Annotated in this window: 24 protein-coding genes; 11 read left to right on the top strand and 13 right to left on the bottom strand. The window is 73.1% G+C overall.

Annotated features, from left to right (window positions below; genetic code table 11):
* Positions 1-102: 102 nt before the first annotated feature.
* The 3 genes from AB0F81_RS17355 to AB0F81_RS17345 form a co-directional block, all read right to left on the bottom strand.
* Positions 103-687, bottom strand: a complete 585-nt coding sequence (locus AB0F81_RS17355) for a PilZ domain-containing protein (RefSeq protein WP_360198006.1) — start codon at positions 685-687, stop codon at positions 103-105.
* 46 nt (positions 688-733) lie between these two features.
* On the bottom strand, positions 734-943 hold the full coding sequence (locus AB0F81_RS17350) for a dodecin (protein ID WP_196413282.1): 210 nt from the start codon (positions 941-943) through the stop codon (positions 734-736).
* A gap of 74 nt (positions 944-1017) precedes the next feature.
* A complete protein-coding gene (locus tag AB0F81_RS17345; protein WP_360198003.1) occupies positions 1018-2199 on the bottom strand; it encodes an FAD-dependent monooxygenase in 1182 nt (393 codons plus the stop codon).
* 69 nt (positions 2200-2268) lie between these two features.
* Between AB0F81_RS17345 and AB0F81_RS17340 the strand changes: the two genes are divergently transcribed.
* Positions 2269-2805: a helix-turn-helix domain-containing protein gene (locus AB0F81_RS17340; protein ID WP_360198000.1), complete on the top strand. Its 537-nt coding sequence runs from the start codon at positions 2269-2271 to the stop codon at positions 2803-2805.
* A 300-nt stretch (positions 2806-3105) separates the two neighbouring features.
* Here the strand turns inward: AB0F81_RS17340 and AB0F81_RS17335 are convergent, their stop codons facing one another.
* Positions 3106-4308 carry an MFS transporter gene (locus tag AB0F81_RS17335; RefSeq protein WP_360197997.1) on the bottom strand — a complete coding sequence of 401 codons (1203 nt, stop codon included), beginning with the start codon at positions 4306-4308 and terminating at the stop codon, positions 3106-3108.
* 53 nt (positions 4309-4361) lie between these two features.
* Between AB0F81_RS17335 and AB0F81_RS17330 the strand changes: the two genes are divergently transcribed.
* The gene (locus AB0F81_RS17330) at positions 4362-5444 is read left to right on the top strand and encodes a LacI family DNA-binding transcriptional regulator (RefSeq protein WP_360197995.1); all 1083 of its coding nucleotides are present in this window, start codon (positions 4362-4364) and stop codon (positions 5442-5444) included.
* Here the strand turns inward: AB0F81_RS17330 and AB0F81_RS17325 are convergent.
* Together AB0F81_RS17325 and AB0F81_RS17320 are read right to left on the bottom strand one after the other, a co-directional pair.
* Positions 5423-5905, bottom strand: coding sequence for an SRPBCC family protein (locus AB0F81_RS17325; RefSeq protein WP_360197993.1), 483 nt, complete (start codon positions 5903-5905; stop codon positions 5423-5425). The genes AB0F81_RS17330 and AB0F81_RS17325 overlap by 22 nt on opposite strands.
* On the bottom strand, positions 5902-6267 hold the full coding sequence (locus tag AB0F81_RS17320) for a metalloregulator ArsR/SmtB family transcription factor (protein ID WP_360197991.1): 366 nt from the start codon (positions 6265-6267) through the stop codon (positions 5902-5904). The genes AB0F81_RS17325 and AB0F81_RS17320 overlap by 4 nt, the downstream gene beginning before the upstream one ends.
* Positions 6268-6364: 97 nt before the next feature.
* On the opposite strand from AB0F81_RS17320, the gene AB0F81_RS17315 reads away from it, so the two are divergent.
* Together AB0F81_RS17315 and AB0F81_RS17310 are read left to right on the top strand one after the other, a co-directional pair.
* Positions 6365-6970: a dihydrofolate reductase family protein gene (locus AB0F81_RS17315; protein WP_360197988.1), complete on the top strand. Its 606-nt coding sequence runs from the start codon at positions 6365-6367 to the stop codon at positions 6968-6970.
* Positions 6971-7111: 141 nt separating this feature from the next.
* Positions 7112-8725 carry a methyl-accepting chemotaxis protein gene (locus tag AB0F81_RS17310; protein WP_360197985.1) on the top strand — a complete coding sequence of 538 codons (1614 nt, stop codon included), beginning with the start codon at positions 7112-7114 and terminating at the stop codon, positions 8723-8725.
* Here the strand turns inward: AB0F81_RS17310 and AB0F81_RS17305 are convergent.
* From AB0F81_RS17305 to AB0F81_RS17285, 5 genes are all read right to left on the bottom strand, one after another.
* A complete protein-coding gene (locus AB0F81_RS17305; protein ID WP_360197982.1) occupies positions 8715-9884 on the bottom strand; it encodes a hypothetical protein in 1170 nt (389 codons plus the stop codon). The genes AB0F81_RS17310 and AB0F81_RS17305 overlap by 11 nt on opposite strands.
* 47 nt (positions 9885-9931) lie before the next feature.
* Positions 9932-10315 carry an ATP-binding protein gene (locus AB0F81_RS17300; RefSeq protein ID WP_360197980.1) on the bottom strand — a complete coding sequence of 128 codons (384 nt, stop codon included), beginning with the start codon at positions 10313-10315 and terminating at the stop codon, positions 9932-9934.
* Complete coding sequence (locus tag AB0F81_RS17295) at positions 10308-12152, bottom strand: SpoIIE family protein phosphatase (protein WP_360197977.1); 1845 nt, start codon at positions 12150-12152, stop codon at positions 10308-10310. The genes AB0F81_RS17300 and AB0F81_RS17295 overlap by 8 nt, the downstream gene beginning before the upstream one ends.
* Positions 12153-12156: 4 nt before the next feature.
* Positions 12157-12480 (bottom strand): STAS domain-containing protein, encoded by a 324-nt coding sequence (locus AB0F81_RS17290; RefSeq protein WP_360197974.1) that lies wholly within the window; start codon positions 12478-12480, stop codon positions 12157-12159.
* A 65-nt stretch (positions 12481-12545) separates the two neighbouring features.
* On the bottom strand, positions 12546-13331 hold the full coding sequence (locus tag AB0F81_RS17285) for a LuxR C-terminal-related transcriptional regulator (RefSeq protein WP_360197971.1): 786 nt from the start codon (positions 13329-13331) through the stop codon (positions 12546-12548).
* A 252-nt stretch (positions 13332-13583) separates the two neighbouring features.
* On the opposite strand from AB0F81_RS17285, the gene AB0F81_RS17280 reads away from it, so the two are divergent.
* From AB0F81_RS17280 to AB0F81_RS17270, 3 genes are all read left to right on the top strand, one after another.
* Positions 13584-13904, top strand: a complete 321-nt coding sequence (locus AB0F81_RS17280) for a hypothetical protein (protein WP_360197969.1) — start codon at positions 13584-13586, stop codon at positions 13902-13904.
* Between the two features lie 14 nt (positions 13905-13918).
* Positions 13919-14338 (top strand): hypothetical protein, encoded by a 420-nt coding sequence (locus tag AB0F81_RS17275; protein ID WP_360197966.1) that lies wholly within the window; start codon positions 13919-13921, stop codon positions 14336-14338.
* 270 nt (positions 14339-14608) lie between these two features.
* Positions 14609-15850 carry a helix-turn-helix domain-containing protein gene (locus AB0F81_RS17270; protein ID WP_360197964.1) on the top strand — a complete coding sequence of 414 codons (1242 nt, stop codon included), beginning with the start codon at positions 14609-14611 and terminating at the stop codon, positions 15848-15850.
* 4 nt (positions 15851-15854) lie between these two features.
* On the opposite strand, the gene AB0F81_RS17265 is transcribed toward AB0F81_RS17270, so the two are convergent.
* Positions 15855-16934 carry a LacI family DNA-binding transcriptional regulator gene (locus tag AB0F81_RS17265; protein ID WP_360197961.1) on the bottom strand — a complete coding sequence of 360 codons (1080 nt, stop codon included), beginning with the start codon at positions 16932-16934 and terminating at the stop codon, positions 15855-15857.
* A 149-nt stretch (positions 16935-17083) separates the two neighbouring features.
* Between AB0F81_RS17265 and AB0F81_RS17260 the strand changes: the two genes are divergently transcribed.
* Positions 17084-17722, top strand: a complete 639-nt coding sequence (locus AB0F81_RS17260; RefSeq protein WP_360197958.1) for a DivIVA domain-containing protein — start codon at positions 17084-17086, stop codon at positions 17720-17722.
* Positions 17723-17752: 30 nt separating this feature from the next.
* The gene (locus tag AB0F81_RS17255; RefSeq protein ID WP_360197955.1) at positions 17753-18085 is read left to right on the top strand and encodes an STAS domain-containing protein; all 333 of its coding nucleotides are present in this window, start codon (positions 17753-17755) and stop codon (positions 18083-18085) included.
* A gap of 10 nt (positions 18086-18095) precedes the next feature.
* Here the strand turns inward: AB0F81_RS17255 and AB0F81_RS17250 are convergent, their stop codons facing one another.
* A complete protein-coding gene (locus AB0F81_RS17250; protein ID WP_360197953.1) occupies positions 18096-19811 on the bottom strand; it encodes an IlvD/Edd family dehydratase in 1716 nt (571 codons plus the stop codon).
* 38 nt (positions 19812-19849) lie between these two features.
* Here AB0F81_RS17250 and AB0F81_RS17245 point away from each other — a divergent pair, with 38 nt between their 5' ends.
* Together AB0F81_RS17245 and AB0F81_RS17240 are read left to right on the top strand one after the other, a co-directional pair.
* The gene (locus AB0F81_RS17245; RefSeq protein ID WP_360197950.1) at positions 19850-20698 is read left to right on the top strand and encodes an SMP-30/gluconolactonase/LRE family protein; all 849 of its coding nucleotides are present in this window, start codon (positions 19850-19852) and stop codon (positions 20696-20698) included.
* Entirely contained in the window at positions 20698-21702 is a 1005-nt protein-coding gene (locus AB0F81_RS17240) for an alcohol dehydrogenase catalytic domain-containing protein (protein WP_360197947.1), read from the top strand. The genes AB0F81_RS17245 and AB0F81_RS17240 overlap by 1 nt, the downstream gene beginning before the upstream one ends.
* Positions 21703-21830 lie beyond the last annotated feature (128 nt).

Below are 21830 nucleotides of genomic sequence, written 5' to 3'. Positions count from 1 at the left end.
AACGACTGTCAATGTCGGTGAAGCGCTTCCCCGAAACCGGTTCCGCACATCGGCGCAGGTCACTGCGATTTCGGCGGCCGGCGGCCGGTCGAGTTCCGGAACCTACGGCCGGCAGAACTGCCGCAGCTCGTCCGCGCCGGCCGGGTCCACCCACTCGAAGGTGCCGCGCAACAGGTCGGCCCGCTGATCCACGGTGGTGACCGCCGCGGTCAGGTCCCCCCACGGCATCGCGATGTGCAACAGGGTCCGCTCGATGCCCGACGGCAGCGACGGCCGCTCGTCAGCCGTGGCGCGCAGCAGCAGGCCCTTGGCGGAGATGTCCTCGACCCGCCCGGAGATCGCGACCAGGGTCCGGGCGCCGGCCTTCTCCACCTGCACCGTGCCGGTCGCCGGATAGGGCCCCGCCTTGCGCGGCGCGGACCGCCGCTGCACCACGTCGGTCGGGGCGTCGTTGAGCACGCGCAGCACGTCGTCGCGCAGCTCGGCCTCCACCCAGGTGACACCGGAGGAGGTGACCAGCTCCAGGATGCCGAACCGCCGGACCCCGGGGCCGTCGAGGCTCAGCACCGGGATCGGCGGCAGGTCGGCGATGAACGGCGCCCGCGACTCGGCGAGCGTGACCAGGACGATCTCCTGCGTACCCGGGCATCGCAGGATGAGGCTGCTGCCCGCCGGCACGGTGATCACCCCTCGGACGTTACCGGCCGCGGTCGCCGCCCATCACCGGAACGCATCAGTCCTCGACCCGGAACCCGATCTTCAACAGCACCTGGTAGTGCGCGACGTCGCCGTCGACGACCTGCCCGCGGATCTCCTTGGCCTCGAACCACTCGATGTTGCGCACGGTCTGGGCTGCCTTGCGGATAGCGGTGCGGATCGCGTCGTCGACGCTGGTCGGGCTGCTGCCGACGATCTCACTGAGCCGGTACACGTGGTTGCTCACGACACCCCTCCTCTGCGGCGCCCGGATGGCGCCGCCCGCTCAGCCTCTCCCACCGGGCCGCCGTCCGCGAGGGATCAGGGCAGCACGAGCCCGTCGAGCATCGCGGCCGGGCCACCGCCGAACGAGGTCAGCCGGCTGCGCACCGGGCGCGGCAGCCGCGGCAACAGCCGCATGGCCTGGGCGGCCACCCAGACCTGGGCCCGGGTGCGGGGCACGATCGCGGAGAGCACGGACGGGCCCACCCGCCGGCTGTGCTGGACCGGGCCGGACAGCGCTGACTCGTACCTGCGCAATGCGGCCTCGACGCCGTCGGTGCCGGCCCCGTTCAGCTCGGCCGCGAGCACGTAGGCGCCGGCGGCGGCCAGGCTGGTGCCGCCGCCGACCGCCGGCCCGGGCCCGTAGCCGGCGTCGCCGACCAGCGTGACCCGGCCGCGCGACCACGAGTCCATCCGGATCTGCGAGATGTCGTCGAGATAGAAATCCTCCGCCGCATCCAGATGCGCCAGCACCGCGCTCACGCGCGGGCCGAGCGCGTCCCCCACAAGATCACGCACGGCCTCGCGCTGGTCAGCCGGGTCACGCGAGATCAACCTCGACGTACGGGCTAGCACCAGCGCCCGTGACCCCCCCGGTTCCTGGGTCGGATAGACGGCGACAGCGAGTCCTGGGGCGTTGAACGCGGCGACGGTCGGACCGGCCTGCAGGACGTCGGGCAGCGTGTAGACGGCCAGGTAGGCGCCGAGGAAGTGCCGGTAGTCCTCCTCCGGGCCGAAAGCCAGCCCGCGCACCCCGGAGTGCAGCCCGTCCGCGCCGACGACCAGGTCCGCGCTGATCGTGCTGCCGTCCGAGAGCTGCACGCTCGCACCGTCCAGCCGCTCGATGACCGTGCCGAACCGGTAGTCGACGTCGTCGCGGGACGCCTCATGCAGCAGCCCGGCCAGGGTGCCCCGCATGATCTCGACGTGCCGGTCGGCGATGCCGGTGGCCAGGACCGCGGTGTCCAGCCGGATCGGCGCCCGGCCGGTCCGGAACAGGGTGATCGTGTCGTTGCGGGTGCGGTTCTCGCGCACCCGGTCGAGCAGGCCCATCCGCTCCACCACGTCGACGGCCGGGCCGAACAGGTCGACCGCGTGGCCGCCGTAGCCCGCGCGCAGGTCGGCGGCGCGCTCGACGACGGTGACCCGCCAGCCGTAGCGGCACAGCCAGTAGGCGAGCACGGGCCCGGCGATGCCCGCGCCGGAGATCACAGCGTGCATGGTTCCCTCCCGAGTTCGTTTACCTATCGGTAAGTAAACAACCTCGCCGCAAGTCACTAGGATCTCGATGTGCCACGACCGCGAACCACCGAGACCGCCGACCGCATCCGCGCCGCCGCCCTGGAGCTGATCGCCAGCAAGGGCGTGCACCAGGTCAGCCTGCGCGAGATCGCCGATCGGGTCGGCATCACGAAACCGGCGCTCTACTACCACTTCGCGTCCCGCGAGGATCTGGTGCGCAGCCTGGTCCAGCCCTTGATCGACGACGTGGAGGCGGCCCTCGCCCCGTTCACCGCCGGTGCCGACCCGCGCGCCCTGCTGGGCGCCTACTTCGACGTGATGTACCGCCACCGCGACATCACCGCCACGATCCTGCGCGACCCGAGCATCCTGGCCCTGGTCGACCTGGCCACCGCCGTCGGCGACTGGCGCCGCCGCATGGTGATCCTGCTGGCCGGGCCCGAGCCCACCCTCCCCCAGGCGGCCCGCGTCCAGATGGCCATCGGCGGCCTCGGCGACTGCACGGTCGTCATGCCGGACGCCCCGGCCGCCGACCTGCGCGAGGCGGTCCTCGACGCCGCTTGCGACCTGCTCAGCTTCCGCTGACCGGGTGTGCGCGGCACTGCTGACATCGGAACAGCCCCAGCTGGCAGCCACACCTACCGGCCGACCGCCAGGGCCGCCTCAGGGCCACCAAAACAACACCAGCGGGCAGCCGGACCGACCGGCTGACCGCCAGCACCGCCTCAGCCACACCACAACAACACCAGCGGGCAGCCAGACCGAGCGGCTGACCGCCAGCACCGCCTCAACCACACCACAACAACACCAGCGGGCAGCCAGACCGACCGGCTGACCGCCAGCACCGCCTCAACCACACCAAACAACACCAGCGGGCAGCCGGGCTCACCGATGATCGGCGGGGCTGGGAGCGGGCCGGGCGGCGGACGGCTCGGCCGGGCGGGTGGTGTGGGCGAGCAGCGCAACGCAGCCGGTGAGGACGGCTACAAGGGCGAGGGCCGTGGTGAGGCTGGTCGCGGAGGCCAGGGCGCCGATCAGTGGTGGGCCGGCGATGAAGCCCAGAAAGCCGCAGGTGGACACGGTGGCCACGGCGGTCGCCGGGTGGGCGGTGCGGTGCGCGGCGGCGGTGAAGACGACCGGGACCAGGGTGGCCAGGCCGGCGCCGAGCAGGGCGAAGCCGGCGATCGCGGCCCACGCCTGGTGCAGCAGGAGGGAGCCGGCCAGGCCGGCGGCGGCCACCGTCGCCGCCACCCGGACCGTGCGGACCGGGCCGGCGGCCGCGACGATGCGGTCACCGAGGAGCCGGCCGGCGGTCATGGTGACGCTGAAGGCGACGAAGCCGGCGCCGGCCAGGCCCGCGGAGGCGCCGAGCGCGCCGGACAGGTAGACCGCGCTCCAGTCGGCGACGGCGCCTTCAGCGAGCAGGCCGGCGAAGGCCAGCAGGCCGAGGGCGGCCAGCGCGGGACTCAGGTGCCGGGACCCGTGCGGCCGGTCGCCGCCGTGCGGCCGGTCACCGCTGGACGGAAGGTCGGCGCCGTGCGGGAGGTCGGGCAGTGGGGTGCGGGCCACGACGGCGGTGACCGCGAGGCCGAGGGCACCGGCCACGGCGAGGTGGACCGCGACCGGCACGTCCGCTTCGGCGGCCACCGCTCCGGCCAGCGCGCCGGCAAGCCCGCCCGCGCTGAGGGCGGCGTGGAAGCCGGACAGGATCGGGCGGCCGTAACGGCGCTGCACACCCAGGCCGGCGGTGTTCATCGCGACGTCGAGGGCGCCCATCGCGGCGCCCCAGGCGAGCAGCGCGGTGAACAGCCACGGCAGCGTGGGCGCGAGCCCGATCAGCGGGATGGTCAGCGAGAACGCGGTCAGCGCGGTCATCGTGACCCGGCGGCTGCCGAACCGCCGGACGAGCAGGCCGGTCGCGAGCATGGAGACGATCGAGCCGGCCGCCGGGCCGAGCAGGGCCAGCCCGAGCCGGGCCTCGTCGAGGCCGAGGGCGTGCTGCACGGCGGGGATCCGGGGTGTCCACGTCCCGAAGACCACGCCGTTGGTGGCGAACACCAGCGTCACCACGATCCGTGCGGTCCGCATCGCACCTCCAGGTTTACCGGTAAACACCTCCAGTTTACCGGTAAACTCGGCGTGTGACAGGAAGAGCGGTGACGCTGCGCGATGTGGCCAAGACGCTGGGCGTCTCGCACACGACGGTGTCCAACGCCTACAACCGGCCGCAGAAGCTCAGCGACCAGCTCCGGCAGCGGATCCTCGACACCGCCCGCGAGCTGGGCTATCCGGGCCCCGATCCGCTCGCCGCCGGGCTCGCCCGGCGGCAGGTGGGCGCGCTCGGCGTGCTCTTCGACGAGGATCTGGCGTACGCGCTGACCGACCCCGCCGCCCTGCTGTTCCTGCAGGGGGTGGCCGGAGCCGGGCGCAGTTCCGCCCTCGGGCTCAGCCTGCTCCCGGCCCCGCGCTCCGACGAGGACGCCGCACTCACCGAGGAGGCGGTGCGCACCGCGCTGGTCGACGGGTTCGTCGTCTACTCGGTGCGCGGCGACCACCCCGGCCTGCTCGCCGCCCGCCGGCGCGGCATCCCGCTGATCGTGGTCGACGAGCCGGAGCCGGCCGGGCCCGGCGACGGCATGTTCCTCGGTGTCGACGACCACGGCGGGGCCTACGCCGCGGCGCGGCATCTGACCGGCCTCGGCCATCGGCGCATCGGCATCCTGGTCGACCGGTTCACACCGGGCGACCGGCACGGCGCGGCCGGACCGGAACGCCAGGCCGCCGCGAGCTATCAGGTGGCCCGGCAGCGGCTGGCCGGCTATCTGGCCGGGCTCGCCGACGCCGGCATCCCGGCCGGCAGCGTCCCGGTGTGGGAGTGCGGCGGCGGCACCCCCGAGCACGCGGGCGCCGCCACGCAGGAACTGCTCGCCGACGGCGTGACCGGCATCCTCGCGATGACCGACGAGTTGGCCCGCGGCGTTCTGCACACCGCCGCCGGCCTGCGCGTGGACGTGCCCGGCGAGCTGTCAGTGGTCGGTTTCGACGACATCCCGGAGGCGGCGCGCACCCAGCCGCCGCTCACGACCGTACGCCAGCCGCTGCGGGACAAGGGTGTGCTGGCCGTCGAACTGCTGACGCGGCCCGGCACGCAGGCGCCGCCGCGGCTGCCGACCCACCTGATCGTGCGCGGGACGACCGGCCCTCAGCCGGCCAGCCCCTCGTAGTACGCCTTCATCGACGGGTAGTAGTCGTCGAAGCTCGGCTGCTCCCCGCCCTCGCGGGCCACGACCAGCAGATCCAGGTAGTACTCCCAGCCGGGGCCGACCTCGCCGAGGCCGTCACTGGGTGTCAGGTGGTGCACGAAACGCAGCTCGGTGCGCCCGTCGGTGTGGGTGAGCAGCAGCTCCAGGTGCCACTCCTCCGGCATGTCGAGGCTGGACAGGGCGAGCCGGCGCGGCGGTTCGCACGCGTCGATCCGCATGTCCGTCCAGGGGGCGCCTTCCTCGTACGCCATCTGCACCTGAATCGTGCTGCCCGGCGCCGCGTCACCTTTCCAGGCGCCGTACCACCTCGCGGTTCTGTCGGACTCGGTGATGCTGGCCCAGACGTCCTCGATGCCGGCCCGGAAGACCCGGGTCAGGATGAGGCGGTCGCCGTCGAGCCGGCCGGTCGGTGTGCTGGTCACGCGGTCTCCTCCAGTGGATCGGGAGCCGTGCCGCCGAGCCGGCGGTCGCGGCGGGTGCGGTGCACCTCGGTCTCCAGCGCGTCGAGGCGCTGCTCCCACGCGGCCGCGCGGGAGGTGAACCCGGCGAGCCAGGCGCTGAGCTCGCCGAACCGGGACGGGTCCAGGTGATAGTGCCGCTCACGCCCGGTGGGGACGTCGTGGACCAGGCCGCTCTCGCGCAGCACCCGCAGGTGCCGGCTGACGGCCGGCCGGCTGATCGGGAAGCGCTCGGCGATGCGCCGGGCGGGCAGCGACTGCTCCCGCAACATCTCCAGGATCGCCCGGCGCACCGGGTCGGCGATCGCCGCTGCCACCTCGTCCACGCCAGAAGCGTAACCTACTGGTTACGCTTCTGCCACCGATGAGTTTCCGGACCGCCGCCGGTCTGAGGGGAAGGTGGAACACAACAAGGAGGACACCGTGGGAACTATCCACATCGACCTGTTCACCACGCTCGACCTGGTCGCCCAGGCGCCGGGCGGCCGCCAGGAGGATCCGGACGGCTTCCCGTTCGGCGGCTGGCAGGCCCCGCTCATCGACGAGTCGGACGGCCGCCAGGTCACCGACAACATGCGGGGCATGGACGCGCTGCTGCTGGGCCGCCGGACCTACGACATCTTCGCCGCGTACTGGCCGCACCAGACCGGTGAGATCGCCGATCTGCTCAACCGCGTCCCCAAGTACGTCGCCTCGCGCGGCAACCCCCACCTGACCTGGGCGGACTCGGCGCAGCTGGGCCCCGACCTGGTGAGCGCGGTGCGGTCGCTGCGGGACAAGCACGAGAAGGTGCACGTCATCGGCAGCCTGAACCTCGTCCAGACCCTGCTGCGCGAGCGGCTGTTCGACCAGCTCAACCTGTGGGTCTACCCGATCGTGCTGGGCACCGGCAAGAAGCTGTTCGACGGTGGCGAGGTGCCCGCCAACCTGACGCTGCTCGAACCGGCCACCACCTCGTCCAGGGGTGCCGTGCACCTGCGCTACGGGCTCGCCGAGGGCGTCCCCGCCACCGGCGAGATGGGCGCCTGACCCGGTCGCCCGCCGGGCGCCGCCGGCTGGGTGCGCCTCCACGGCACGACAAACCCAGCCGGTTGTGACAACGCGAGTCTCACCACAATGCGCTTTGTCAGTAAAACTTAAGATTCGGTGGGCGCCGCCGAACGAGGAGGCATGCGAATCCGTGATGTGAGTGTCGGCAAGCGACTCGGCGCCTCCTACCTGGTGCTCACCTCGTTGATCGTGACGGCTGCCGGGGTCGGCTGGTGGGGCCTGCAGGAGCAGTCGGACAGCCAGCACGAGCTGGCCGCCCTGGAACTGTTGCGCGACGACATCCAGACCGCGAAGTACTACGCGGCGGACGTCACCGGCTGGCAGGGCCTGGTGATCGCCGACGTCGGCGCGTTCGGGTACGCCTATGCCACCGGCCCGGAGGGCTACAACCGGCAGGGCGAGCTGAAGTCCAAGGAGGCGATCTACGACAACATCGCCGCGGCGCACGTCGACCACATGACCGACGCCGAGCGGGCCCAGTTCGCCAAGCTCAAGCCCGCCTGGGACGAGTTCTTCGAGTGGGACGCCACGCTCATGCAGTGGCTGTCCGCGGACACCAAGGCGGCCCGCGCGAAGGCGATGACCAGCATCAACGGCGGTGAGGCGGCGGCGTCGTACGGCAAGGTCCTGGAGATCACCGACGCGCTGGACAAATCTGTCAACGCCCGCGCCGAGGCCCTGCGGGCCGAGGTGCAGCAGGTCCGTGACACCGGCATGCGCGCCATCGGCGGCGCCCTGGCGCTCGCCCTGATCCTGGCGGTGCTGATGGGCACCCTGGTGACCCGCTCGGTGGTGCGGCCGCTCGCCGTGGTGGTCGGCGCGCTCAACCGGCTCGCCGGCCGCGACCTGACCGCCCGCGTCGAGCTGGACCGGCGTGACGAGCTGGGCCGGCTCGGTGAGGCGCTGAACAGCACCGCCGCCTCGCTGCGCGAGACCGTCTCGGCGATCGCCGGGCACGCGGGCACCGTGTCCGCCGCCTCCCACGAGCTGTCCGACGTCTCCTCGCGGATCGCCTCGTCCAGCTCGGAGATCGACGCGCAGGCCGCCGCGGTCGCCGACGCCGCCGGCAACGTGTCCGGCAACGTCGGCACGCTGCAGGCCGGCAGCACCGAGATGACGCTGGCGATCGACGAGATCGCCCGCAACGCCGGTGAGGCGGCGCGGGTGGCCGGCGAGGCCGTCGGCGTGGTCGGCCGGACCAGCGAGACGATGGGCAAGCTCGGCGACTCCTCGGCCGAGATCGGCAGCGTGGTCGCCCTGATCACCTCGATCGCCGAGCAGACCAACCTGCTGGCGCTGAACGCCACCATCGAGGCGGCCCGCGCCGGCGAGCTGGGCAAGGGCTTCGCGGTCGTGGCCGGCGAGGTCAAGGACCTGGCTCAGGAGACCGCGAAGGCCACCGACGACATCTCCCGGCTCGTGCAGGCGCTGCAGTCGGACTCCTCGGAGGCGGTCCGGGCGATCTCGCAGATCGGCGAGGTGGTCACCCGGATCAGCGACTTCCAGACGCTGATCGCCGCCGCGGTCGAGGAGCAGACCGCGACGACCAGCGAGATGGGCCGCAACGTGGCCGAGGTGTCGGGCAGCAGCGCCGACATCGCCACCAACATCGCCAAGGTGGCCGACGCGGTCGGCAGCACCACCACGGTGGTCAACCAGGCCCGCACCAGCGCGGAGGACCTGGCCCGCACCAGCACCGAGCTGCAGGAGCTGGTGGGCGGCTTCAAACTCTGAGCTTGACCTGCACGACGTTGAGGTCCAGCCGGTAGGGCGCCGCGGTGGAATAGGCCGGGCGCGCGTAGGTCAGGTAGACCGTGCTGGTGCCGGTGCCGTGCACCGCCAGCTCAGGATGCTGCTGCACCGCGTAGTCGGCGCAGATCAGGGTGCCGGGAAGGCAACTCGGGGCCTGCCCCGGGAGGACGGCGAGCGGTTCGCTCCACGGCCCTTCCGGGGCGGGCGCGGTGCGCAGCTCGATCCGGCTGGTCAGCGGCACATTGAGGAAGGCGACATACTTGCCCAGCCCCGGGTTCCAGGCCACCGACCAGCCGGTCGGCGAACCCTGGACGATCTCGGTGGCCTGGGTGAGGTCGGGGGTCCAGGAGATCGCGCCGCCGGGCGCCCGCACGGCCGCCCGGTAGTTGCTCTTGACCTTGGTGCGGTTCCAGTCGACGACGCCGGCGTCGTTGCGCAGCGACACCCGCGCCAGCCGGCACGGGTAGTCGTAGTCGGCCCGGTTCCAGCACTGGTAGAGGTAGAGCGTGGTGGTGGCGCTGTCGTACAGGCCGCCGGAGGCGCCGAAGCGGAACTCGGCGCCGCTGAACAGCAGGCCGGAGCGGGTGGCGGTGTTCTGCCCGGCGGTGAGGTCGGCGATGCCCACCCCCAGGTCGACGTAGTCCAGCTCGCCCGGCTGCACCAGCATCCGGCTGTAGATGATCTGCGCCCGGGTGCTGTCCCGCGCGACGATCGAGGTGGGCCACAGCGCGTACCGGTCGGAGGGGTCGTTCCTCTCCCGGTTGTAGGCCAGCTCCACCGCCGTGTGCGGCAGCAGCTGATGGGGCACCCCGGTGCCGGCGTCCAGCACGTTGGTGAGCCGCCACGGGTTGGCGATCAGCGGTGAGGTGGCGTGCGTGGCCGAGCGGTAGTCGTCGGCCGGGTGCACCGGCGCGCCGCTGCTGCGGCGATAGAGCGTGTCACCGAAGACCCAGCGGATCTGCCCGTTCAGGCGGGTCGACGCCGCCACGTCCCGCGCGACGATCGTGCCCGGCGTGCTGGTCAGGATGCCCTGCTCGACGGCGGACACCACGACCACCCCGGGCGGCGCGGCAAGAGCGGGCGCGGCGGGCAGCAACGGCGCGGCCAGCACCAGCGAGGACAGGAACGCCACGGTACGCATGACATCGACTGTCATCACTAGTTGGCGCCGCGTCAATCGGGTACGCGTCAGATCAGCCTCGCGCTGGCGGTCACGCCGGCGTCGTCGACGGTGAGCCGCTCGACGCCGTGGTGGGCCAGCCAGAGCCCTCGTCCCCCGTGCGCGTCGGCGCCCGGCCGCCGCAGCTGCCGGTGCGCCGGCGGGCCCGGCCCGCGGTCGGTGACCCGGCAGTGCAGCCGGTCACCGCTGCGCCACAGGATCAGCTGCCCGCGGCCGCCGCCGTGGCGCACCGCGTTGGTGGTCAGCTCGTTGACCGCGACGACGAACCGGTAGAGCGCCAGGTCGGCCAGGCCCTCGCGGGCGGCGCAGCGCTCCACCTCGTGGCGGACGTCGACCAGCGACTCCAGGGTGACCTCGCGGGTCAGCAGGCGCGGTTCGGTCTCGTCAGGCATGGCAGCGGGCCGCCAGGATGCAGGTGTCGTCGTCGGGGTTGGCGGTGTGCAGCTCGGCGAGCAGGTCGGTGAGCGACGGCGGGTGGGTGGCGGCGGAGAAGCGGTTCAGCCGGGCCACCACCGGGGCGAGGCCCTCGGCGACGGTGTGCGAGCGGTGCTCGACGAGCCCGTCGGTGTAGAGCATCACCACGTCGCCGGGTTCCAACGTCATGCCGGCGGTCTCGTACCGGGCTCCGGACAGCGCGCCGAGCAGCGGGCCGTACGGCCGGGCCAGCTCGGCGGTGACGCCGGCGCGGGTGTGCAGCGGGGCGTAGTGGCCGGCCTGGGCCCAGCACAGCCGCCGGGTCGCGGGGTCGTAGCGCAGCACGACCCCGGTGGCGGTCCCGGCGGCGGCGTCGCCGGCGTAGAGCAGCTCGTTGAGGTTCGACAGCAACTGCGCCGGGTCGGTGGTGATGGTGACGGTCAGCGCGGTCAGGGTGTGCCGCAGCTGGGCCATGGTGGCCGCCGCGTGCACGCCGTGGCCGGCGACGTCGCCGACGGCGAGCACCACGCTGCCGTCGCGGGCGACCGCCGCGTGATACCAGTCGCCGCCGACCCGGCTGGCCTGTTCGGCGGGGAGGTAGCGCACCGCGACCCGGATGCCGGGCAGGTCGATCGGGGCATCCGGGATGGGCAGCACGATCTGTTGCAACTGGGCGGCGAGGCGGTGCTCGATGGCCAGGCTCTCCTGGTGCTCACGCAGCTGCCGTTGCACCTGGGCGAGCTGGGCGCGGCTGCTCTCGCGGGCGGTGACGTCCTGGAGGATGCCGTAGATCTTCAGCGGCCGGCCGTGGGCGTCGCGCACCGCGTCGACCACCGCCCGCAGATGTTTGATCTTGCCGTTGACGCTGATCCGGTAGACCACGTCGGCGGTCTCGCCGCGGCCGAACGCCACGGCCGCCTGCCGCCGGACCGGTTCGTCGTCGGGCAGCACGAGAGCCTCGGACTCCTCGCGCGGCATGGGCCCGTCGGCCGGGTCACGTTCGTAGATGCGGTACAGCTCGTCGGACCAGACGGTGGTGTCGCTGACCAGGTCCCACTCACCCCAGCCGAGGTTGCCGAGCCGTTCGGTGTGCGCCATCCGCTCGGTCAGCCGGGTCTGCTCGTCGTGGCGGACCCAGCTGTTGAGCAGCGCCGGGCCGAGCGGCTGCACCTGGACGGTCACGGTGACCCCGGTGGGGGTGTCGCCGTCGCTGCTCACGTACGGCACCGGGCCGACCTCGCGGGGCTGCCCGTCGGCGAGGGCGTCGCGCCAGGCCGCCCAGACCGGCCCGTCCACGATCGACGGGTAGACCTCGCTGACCCGCCGGCCGAGCAGCTGCTCGCGGCGGCGCCCGGACAGGTCCACCACGGTGGGGCTGACCGCGGCGAACTCGTAGTCCACGATCACGCCGTCCGGGTCGCGCCGCGGGGCGACCAGCATGCGCCGGCCCGGCAGGGCGTCGAGGACCTGCTGCACGATCGCCACCCACCCGGGCTCGCCCTCCGGCAGCGCGGGCGCTGCGGACGGCCGGCGCCGCCCGGTGACGGCGTCGGCCGCGGTCCGCAGCCGGGCCGGTGGGGTGACCGTGCGCGTCTCCAGGGTGACCAGCACGTCGGCGGCGACCTCGTGCACCGGGCGGCCCTGCTCGGCGGCCAGCTCCCGCAGGTGGTGGTGCGCCTCGTCGACCCGGCAGCCGATGCGCCCGGCCAGCAGGCCGGCGGCGCGTTCGCCGACGACGGCGGGCTCCAGCCGGGCCCGGCCGATCCTGGCGTCCAGCTCGCTGAGCCGATGTTCGTAGCCCGGGTCGGTGTGCACCCGGTCAGCCGCCGGCTTCGATGATGCCGAAGGGGACGAGCAGACCGGTCATCTCCAGCTGGTCGAACACCTTGTCGGTGGGGCGCTCGACGCGGAACGACGCGTCGGCCGCCGCGGCCGCCTTCATCGCCCGGATCAGCACGCCGAGGCCGGAGGAGTCCAGGAAGGTCACCTCGGCCAGGTCGACCCGCACGGCCCGGGGACAGCGCTCGGCGATGGCCTCCCGGACCGCTTCGACGATGTGCGCCGCGTTGGTGAAGTCGATCTCCCCGCGCAGCACGACGTCGAGCACCCCGTCAGGTTTCGCATCGATGGACACCGTCTGCACGCGCACTCCTCTGGCCGTCACCTCACCGTACGCTTGCGCTGCGTGCAGGCCCAGATCACCGGGGGTCACCCGGCTGGGTGAGCTGCGCCGGCGAAGGCGGCGATCACCTGGGCGCGACTGTCCAGGCCCAGCTTGCGATAGACGTGCTGCAGATGCTTGTGCACCGTGCGGGCGCTGACCCGCAGATGCTGGGCGATCTCGCGGTCCCCCAGCCCGGAGCAGAGCAGCTCGACGACGTCCCGCTCGCGGGTGGTCAGCGTCGCCCACCGCGGCGACGCCCGGTGCCGTCGCTCGTTCTCCTGCCCGGCGCGGCGCACGGCGGCCTGCAGGGTGGAGACCCGCTCACGGTGCAGCACGGCCACCCGCAGGTGCGACGCCAGGGTCTGCAGCAGTGTGCGGTCCCGGCCGGAGAAGCCGGCCCGGGACCGGTTGATCGACAGCACGCCGCCCTGCTCGCGTTGCAGGCGCACCACGCACAGCAGCTGATCGCGGGTCTGGCGGGGCTCGAAGAAGTCGGCGACCAGCGGCAGCCGGCGCAGAGCCCGCCGGTCCATCAGGTCGGACCAGGCGGCGGCCTCGCCGCTGTCGAGCCTGCCGTCCCGGTAGGCCGAGAACCCGGGGTGCTGCTCGAACAGCTGGTGGAACGAGGCGATGCCGAGCATGTTCGACGTGTGCGGCACGGTGATCGCGTGCAGCAGCTGCTGTTGCCGGTGGTCGACGGCGCTGTAGGAGGCCGCGTTGCAGCCGGCCAGCGCGCCGATGTCGGCCAGCACCGCCGCGGGCATGTCCCGTTCCGCGGTGTGGAATCGGTGAATCAGATCGGAGACCCTGCGCCAGTCCGCAGCGGTCATCGTATTCATGGTCGACAGCCTCCCGGCTCCGCGGAATGTCGCGCCGAGGGTCGCACGCCGCCCACCAGCGGCGCTGTCCGAGATCGGCCCCGCCGATGTCCTGCTCCGGATTGACCCGCAAATGCGGGCGGCCGCGATTCGGTGCGCAATTTTGCGAATTTCCGGTGCCATCGCCGGCGGCCATAGTCGATTCCGGCGGCGATCGACGCCGCGTTCGAATTCCGGATCATTTCACGTATCGAGGAGCACCGAATGACCATCACCGACACCCGGGTCAGCGGCTACCAGGCCGCGCTGCGCGAGCTCGCGTCGACCGCCGGCCGTTTCGCCGACGACCCGGCGGCGACCCGGACCATGGCGCAGGCCCTGCAGGAGGGCGACTCCGCCGGCGTCTCCCGCGCCCTGACCCGCATGGGGTTCTCCGGCGTCGACTACGCCGGCCGGCGGCCGCGCCCGGCGTTCGACGAGGACCCGGCGCCGCCCAACTACGAGGTCTTCCGGCTGGTTCCCGGCTCGGATCAGCGTTTCCCGATCGACATCGGCATCGAGATCCACGTCAGCGTCTCCTGCTGACCGGGGGTGGCACCATGATGCGACGCACTCTGAGTCTGCTTCTGATCACCATGGCGCTCGCGCTGGGCACCGCCACCGGGCCCGCCCAGGCCGCACCCGTCGCCGCCCGCGCCGCGGTCGAGTGCAGCGCGATCAACCTCAATGCCAATGTGAGCAATCTCGGCGTGGGGTACGCGTTCTCCGGTAAGTGCAGCACCCCGCGCTTCCTGGTGATCCGGGTGCAGTGGGTCGGCGTCTTCGGCCAGGTCCTGGCGGACACCAGCGCCGCGTTCCCACCGCGTACGGCGGGCACGTGGTCCACGTACTCCGGGAATCTGAGCCGGCCGTGGAGCACCGATCAGACCAGCCACGCCTGCATCTGGGTCACCCAGGACGTGCACCAGTTCTACGGTGGCCCGCTGCTGACCAGCGGCTGTTTCCTGCGCAACTCCTGAAATGGCGAGGGCGGCGGCCCCATGTCGGCCGCCGCCCTCTGCGCACGGTTTCTGAAGGGCGGGCAGTCCCCAGACATCCGCGAGCGTCATCACTATCGGCGGTGCGCCGGGGTGCGCGCCGGACTCGCTGTGCGTCGATCCCGGGCCGTCGCCCCCGCGCCGCCCGCCGGCAAGGTCCCGGCCACCTCCGGAACGGCTGCTGAACCGGCACGTCACCGGTTCGGGTGACGGGATGGGACAGCGTGGGACACGGTGGGCCACGATGGGCCGATGTCGACTGGTTCCCCTGACCCGGCATCCGTCACGACCGTCGCCGAGCTGGCCCGGCAGCTCACGCTGCTGCGGCTGACCGCGCCGCGGCCCAGCCCGGCCGACGAGCCGCTGACCCTGCGGGAGCTGTCCCAGATCACCGGTGTTGCGCGCAGCACCCTCGGCAACGCGGAGTCCGGCCGGATCCTGCCCGGGGCGCGGGTCGTGCACGCGTACGTCAGCGGGTGCGGCGTGCCGGAGGCTGACCGCGCACAGTGGGCCGAGGCCCGGCTGCGGGTCGCGTGCGACCAGCCGCGCCGGCAGGCGCACGCCGGGCGCACCACCCGCCGGATGACCCCGCCGGCGCTGCCACCGACCACCATCGACCGGCTCCGGCCGGCCGAGGCCGCCGACTATCTGGAGTTGCTGTCGCCGTCGGTGCGGGCGATCTATCTGACCGCCATGGATCAGACCGCGGCCGCCCGCTGCCTGTCCGCCGGGATGATGCCCTACCGCGCCGCCGAAGGCCTCGACGGCATGGACGCCCCGAGTGCCGCGCGGCTGCTCGAGGCCGAGGAACTGCAGATGGCGGTGGAGCACCTGCAGCTGATGAAACCGGCCGCGGCCACCTCGGCGCTGGCGGCGATGCCGGCCGAGACTGCCGCGAAGCTGCTGATCCGGATGCCGCTCAAGGGCGCGGCGGCGCTGCTGGCCGGGCTGCCCGCGGAGCGGACCACGGCGCTGCTGGCGGCCGGCATGCTGCCCAGCTCGTGGGCCGTGGAGTTCCTGCTGAGTTTCGACCACGAGCGGGCCAAGGCCACGCTGGCCGCACTGTCCGCCTCCCGGGCGACCGAGCTCCTGTCCGTCATGCCCGCCGACCTGGCCTCCGGGCTGCTGGTCGGGCTCCCGCCGGAGCAGGCGCAGGAGGTGCTGGCCGCGATGCCGGCGCAGGCGGCGGCGACGCTGGTCGCCGAGGCGTCCGACGAGGCGACGGTGGGCCTGCTCAGCGAGTTGACCGCCCGCCAGGCGGGCGCGCTGCTGGCCGAGATGCCGGCCGAACGAGCGGCGCGGATCGTGCGGGAGATGACCGGCGACCGGCGGGACGCGGTGCTGGCGGCGATGCCTCCCGCGCAGGGGTTGCGGCAGGCGCTGCTGGACCTGCGAGCCGGCCTGCGCACCTCGAGCGACGTGATGCAGGTGCCGGCGCGAGACATGGAGGTGTCGCGCCGGATCCAGAACTGGGCCGGCCGGGCGTCGCGATGAACGCCTACAGCGAGTCGGCGAGCCGGTCGTCGAGCAGCCGGGCGGCGGGGGTGAGCTCGCCCGAGCCGCGGCGGATCAGCGTGGTGGGGATCCAGTGCTCGGCGGCCGGGCCGGTGCCGCCGTCGATGCGGCGGAACAGCGCCTGGGCGGCGGTGCGGCCCATCATCGCCGGGTCCTGGGCGACCACGGTGATCGCCGGCTCGACCAGGTCGGCCAGGGGGAAGTCGTCGAAGCCGACCAGCGCCACCGACCGGTGCAGGCCGAGCCGGCGCAGCGCCCGCACGGCGCCGATGGTGACCAGGTTCTGGCTGGTGAACAGTGCCGTCGGCGGGCCGGGACGGTGGAACAGCTCCATCACCTTGCTCTCGGCCAGCGCGGCGGTGTGCAGCCCGGAGACGGTCAGCGCGGGGTCGGGTGTCACGCCGGCCTCGCGCAGCGCCGCGAGGTATCCGTCGTGCCGGTGCCGGGCCGTCGAGATCCGGAGGTGGTCGCCGAGGCAGGCGATCCGGCGGTGGCCGTGGGCGATGAGGTGGCGGGTCGCCTCGGTCGCGCCGATGACGTTGGTCGCCAGCACGGTGTCCGCCGGGATGCCCTGGCCCGGGCGGTCGACGAACACCACCGGGGTGTCGACGCGCAGCTCGGTCGCCAGGTAACTCTGGTCGGGGCCGACCGGGACGATGATGAGCCCGTCGGCGCGGCGCATGGTGAAGGCGCGGGCGAGCTCACGTTCGCGGCGCGGGTCGTCGTCGAGGCTGCCGGTGAGCACCTGGACGCCGCGAGTGCGGGCCTCGTCCTCCACGGCGCGGTGCAGCGCGGACGAGAACGGATTGCCGACGTCCTCCAGCAGCAGGCCGATCGTCTCGGTCCGGCGGTCGCCGCGGCGCAGGTTGCTCGCCCCGATGTCGGGGCTGTAGTTGAGCAGCTCGATCGCGCTGCGCACCTGCGCGACCAGGACGGGCGAGACGTTGTCCTCGCCGTTCACCACGCGGGAGACGGTCTTGAGGCTGACGCGGGCCGCGCGGGCGACGTCGTTCATCGTCGGCCGGCCGCCGCGGCGGCCGCCGGATGTCCGCTCGACTGGCACGTTGCTCCCCGTTGCCGTGATCTTGGTTCGTTCGAGCATAGAACAGCGGCCGCAGCGGAGACAACGATGTCACGATCGGTGTTGACAACATCAACTAGGTCGCGTTCACTCCCGTGACAACGTTGTCTCGCACCCGGAACGGACAGAGAGTGCCCCTCACCCCCGCCGAGATCCACAGCATCGAGTTCCGCCGGCCCGCGCTGGGCAAACGCGGCTACGACGAGGACGAGGTCGACGCCTTCCTGGACGCGGTGGAGCAGACGTTCACCCACCTGACCATCGAGAACCGGTCCCTGCGCGAACAACTGCAGCGCGCCGGCACCGCGCCGAAACGGGAACGGGCCGCCCTGATCGCGGCCCTGGCCCGGTTGAAGGGCGAACAGGCACGGGCCGAACAGCAGGCCCGCGAGGCGCAGGCCGCACTGGAGCAGGCCCGGCAGGCCGCACCCGCGCCGGCCGTCCCGGTCAGCGACGGCGTGATCGCGATGGCGCAGCGCACCGCCGACGACTACGTCCGCGACGCCCAGCGCGAGGCGGAGACCCTGCTCGCCGCCGCCCGCACCAAGGCCGACCAGGTGACCAGCGAGGCGCAGCTCAAGGCGTCCACCATCACCAGCGACGCCCGCCACCGCCACACCGAGGCGATCACCGGCCTCACCGGCGAGCGGGAGGCCGCGCTCGCCGAGATCGACCGGCTCGCCCGGCTCGCGCAGGAGCAGCGTGACGCCGTGCACCGCCAGGTGACCCGGCGGCTGCGGGATCTGCTGGACCCCGGCAGCCGAGTTTGATCATCAACCGGGCCGGGTACTGGCTCGCGGATGTCGAACAGTGCAGTAGTCACGTACCACGAGGAACCCGGCGGCGACGTGCTGTCGGCGACGCTCAGCGGCGAGCTCGACCTCGCGTACGCCGACGACGTCCGTGACAGTCTCGCCGCTACCGCGCAGGCCACGTCCTGCACCTGGCTGCGGGTGGACGTCAGCGAGGTGACATTGATCGACTCGTACGCGCTGGGCGCCCTGGTCAGCGCCCGCAACACCGCGGCCGGCGCCGGCGTCACCCTGACCCTGGTGAACCCGTCGCCGCCGGTGCGCAAGGCGATCGAGGTGACCGGGCTGGCCGACGCGTTCGGGCTGCCCCCGCTGGACTGACCCGCCGCGGTCAGTGCGATTCGCGGGACACCCGGTCTCCGCTGGAGCCGATCAGGAAGTCGCAGTCGGCGCCCACATTGGCCTGCCCGACGGTGTCGACGTAGAGGCGTTCCCAGCCTCGCCGCGGGCTGGCGAAAGCGGCGACCGCCTCCGGCGCCGGCTCGCGGGCGGCCAGTTCCGCGTCCGGGATCTCCACGTCGAGGCGGCGGTTCGCGACGTCCAGGACGATTATGTCGCCGGTGCGCACCTTGGCGAGCGGGCCGCCGGCGGCGGCCTCCGGCGTCACGTGCAACACCACGGTTCCGTACGCCGTACCGGACATCCGCCCGTCGCACACCCGGACCATGTCGCGCACGCCCTGTTCGAGCAGCTTGGCCGGCAGCGGCATGTTGGACACCTCCGGCATGCCCGGGTAACCCTTCGGCCCGCAGCCGCGCAGCACCAGCACCGAGTCCGCGGTCACCTCCAGCGCCGGGTCGTCGAGGCGAGCGTGCAGATCCTCGACCGAGTCGAACACCACGGCCGGGCCGCGGTGGCGCAGCAGGTGCGGTGACGCCGCCGCCGGTTTGATCACCGCGCCGTCCGGCGCCAGGTTGCCGTAGAGCACCGCGATCCCGGCGTGCGGCAGCAGCGGCTCGTCCCGCGAGCGGATCACCTCCCGGTCGTAGACGAGCGCGCCCTCCAGGTGGTCGACGAGCGGCCGCCCGGTGACCGTGATCGCCGACGGATCCAGCAGGTCGCGCACCTCGGCGAGGACCGCGTGCAGCCCGCCGGCCCGGTAGAGGTCGTCCATCAGGAACCGGCCCGCCGGCAGCAGGTCCACCAGCAGCGGCACCCGCGCGCCGACGGTGTCGAAGTCGTCCTGGGTCAGCTCGATCCCGAGCCGGCCGGCGATCGCCAGCAGGTGCACCACCGCGTTCGTGGACCCGCCGAACGCCGCGAGCGCCACGATCGCGTTCAGGAACGACGCCCGGGTCAGGACCGTACTCGGCCGCCGTTCCTTCTCCACCAGCTCGACCGCGAGCACCCCGGTGGCGTGCGCCGACTCCAGCAGGCGGCTGTCCGGCGCCGGGGTGCCGGCCACCCCGGGCAGGGTCATCCCGAGCACCTCGGCGAGCAGGCCCATCGTGGAGGCGGTGCCCATCGTGTTGCAGTGCCCCCGGCTGCGGATCATCGACGACTCGGACCGCTGGAACTCGGCCGAGCTCAGCGTGCCGGCCCGGACCTCCTCGGACAGCTTCCACACGTCGGTGCCGCAGCCCAGCGGCACACCGCGGAAGGTGCCGGTCAGCATCGGCCCGCCGGGCACCACCACCGCGGGCAGATCGACCGAGGCGGCGCCCATCAGCAGCGCCGGGATCGTCTTGTCGCAGCCGCCGAGCAGCACCACGCCGTCGATCGGGTTCGCCCGCAGCATCTCCTCGATCGCCATCGCGGCCAGGTTGCGCCACAGCATCGCGGTCGGCCGCACCTGCGTCTCGCCCAGCGACACCACCGGCAGGTTCAGCGCGATGCCGCCGGCCTGGTGGATACCGGCGGCGACACTGCGCGACACCTCGTCGAGGTGGGCGTTGCACGGCGTCAGATCGGAGGCGGTGTTGGCGATCGCGATGTGTGGCCGTCCGTCGAACGCGTCGGCCGGCAGACCCCGGCGCATCCACGCGCGATGGATGTAGCTGTTGCGGTCGTCCCCGGCATACCACTGAGCACTACGGCGTGGCGACATAACCGGATCGTAGGAGCCGGAGCATAGGATCGGCACCCATGAGAGCGCGTCCCGCCGGCGACCAGATCCACTTCCTCGGGGAGGGCCCGGTGTGGGACGCCGCTCGCGAACGGCTGCTCTGGGTCGACATCGAGGCCGGTGAGGTGCACGAAGGCCGCCTCGAGACGGACGGGCGGGTGCGCCGTACCCGTGGGTGGTCTTTTCCGGAAACTGTCGGCGCGATCGCCGTCGCCGCGGGCGGCGACCTGCTGGTCGCCGAGCGCGGGTCTCTCACGCATCTGCACAGCGACGGTACGCGCACGCCGCTCGCCCGGGTCCTGCCGGAGGGCCGGGCGGGCCGCCTCAACGACGGCGCCGTCGACCCGGCCGGCCGGTTCCTCGTCGGCAGCCTCGGCGGCGACCGGGAGGTGCTGGTCCGCTTCGAGAACGGCGGCTGCACCACGATCGACGACGACCTGACGCTCTCCAACGGGCTGGCCTGGAGCCCGGACGGCCGCCTCTTCTACAGCGTCGACACGATCAGCCGCACCGTGTTCGTCCGCGACTACCCCGACGGCGCGCGCCGCGAACTGTTCACCCTGACCGACGGCCACCCCGACGGGCTGTGCGTGGACGCCGCCGGCGACCTGTGGCTGGCCGTCTGGGGCGGCGGCCGCGTCGAGCACCGCTCCCCCACCGGCGAGCTGCTGGGCGTGGTCGAGGTGGACGCCCCGCACACCACCAGCGTCGCGTTCGCCGGCCCCGGCCTCGACGTGCTGGTCATCACCACCGCCACTGAGCACCTCAGCGCCGCGGACCTGATCGCCCACCCGGACTCCGGCCGGCTGTTCACCGCGCGGGTCGGCGCGACCGGGCTGCCCACGCCGTACTGGAACCCGGCCCGGTGATGCGCGCGCTGGTCCTCACCGGCCCCGGCGAGGCCGAAGTCCAGGAGGTGCCCGCCCCGGTCGCCGCCGCCGGGCAGGTCATCGTCGACGTCGAACGCGCCGGGGTGTGCGGCACCGACGTCGAACTGTTCACCGGCGAGATGAGCTACCTGCACTCCGGGGTGTCGTCGTACCCGCTGCGCCCCGGCCACGAATGGTCCGGCACGGTCACCGCCACCGGACCGGGCGTCGACGAATCCTGGCTGGGCAAACGCGTCACCGGCGACACCATGATCGCCTGCGGACACTGCCGCCGCTGCCGCGCCGGCCGCCACCACGTCTGCGACAAGATGCGCGAGCTGGGCATCCGCGACGGTCTGCCGGGCGCGCTCGCCGAGCAGCTCGCCTTCCCCACCACCTATCTGTACGAGCTGCCGCCCACCGTCGACGCGACCGTCGGGGCCCTGGTCGAACCGGGAGGCAACGCCCAGCGCAGCGTCACCGCCGCCGCCCTCGACCCCGGCGAGCGGCTGCTGATCCTCGGCACCGGCACGATCGGCCTGCTCGCCGCCATGATCGCCCGGTCCCGCGGCCTCGAGGTGCACCTGCTCGGCCACCACCTCGACGTCGCCCGGCACCTCGGATTCGACCGCGCCTGGACCCGCGACACCCTGCCCGGCCTGGCCTGGGACGGCGTCATCGACGCCACCAACAGCCCGGACATGCCCGGCCTGGCGGTGCAGCTGGTCGAACCGGGCCGCCGCGTCGTCTGGATCGGCCTGTCCGGCACGCCGAGCACGGTGGACAGCCGCGAGGTCGTCCTCAAGGACGTCACCACGGTCGGCATCCTCGGCGCCTCCGCCGGGCTGGCGGACACGGTCCGCGCGTACGCCAGCGGGTCGGTCGATCCGCGCCCCCTGGTCGCCGCGACCGTCGGTCTGGAGCAGGCCGCCGACGTGCTGGCCGGTGCCCGCCCCGCAGGGGCCGGGCCCGGCCCGAAAATCCTCATCGACCCCCGGCGCTGAGCGGTCAGCCCCGGTAGTACCGCGTGCGGCGGGAGCGGTAGGCCGGGCGGCGGCCGCCCACGATCTGGCGGGTGGCGACCACGCCGGCGGCCAGACCGCCGGCCAGCGCGGCGAGCACCAGCGGCAGG

It is taken from the genome of Actinoplanes sp. NPDC024001, assembly GCF_040638955.1.
Classification (GTDB): Bacteria; Actinomycetota; Actinomycetes; order Mycobacteriales; family Micromonosporaceae; genus Actinoplanes.
This window is presented reverse-complemented; position numbering and strand designations above follow the sequence as displayed.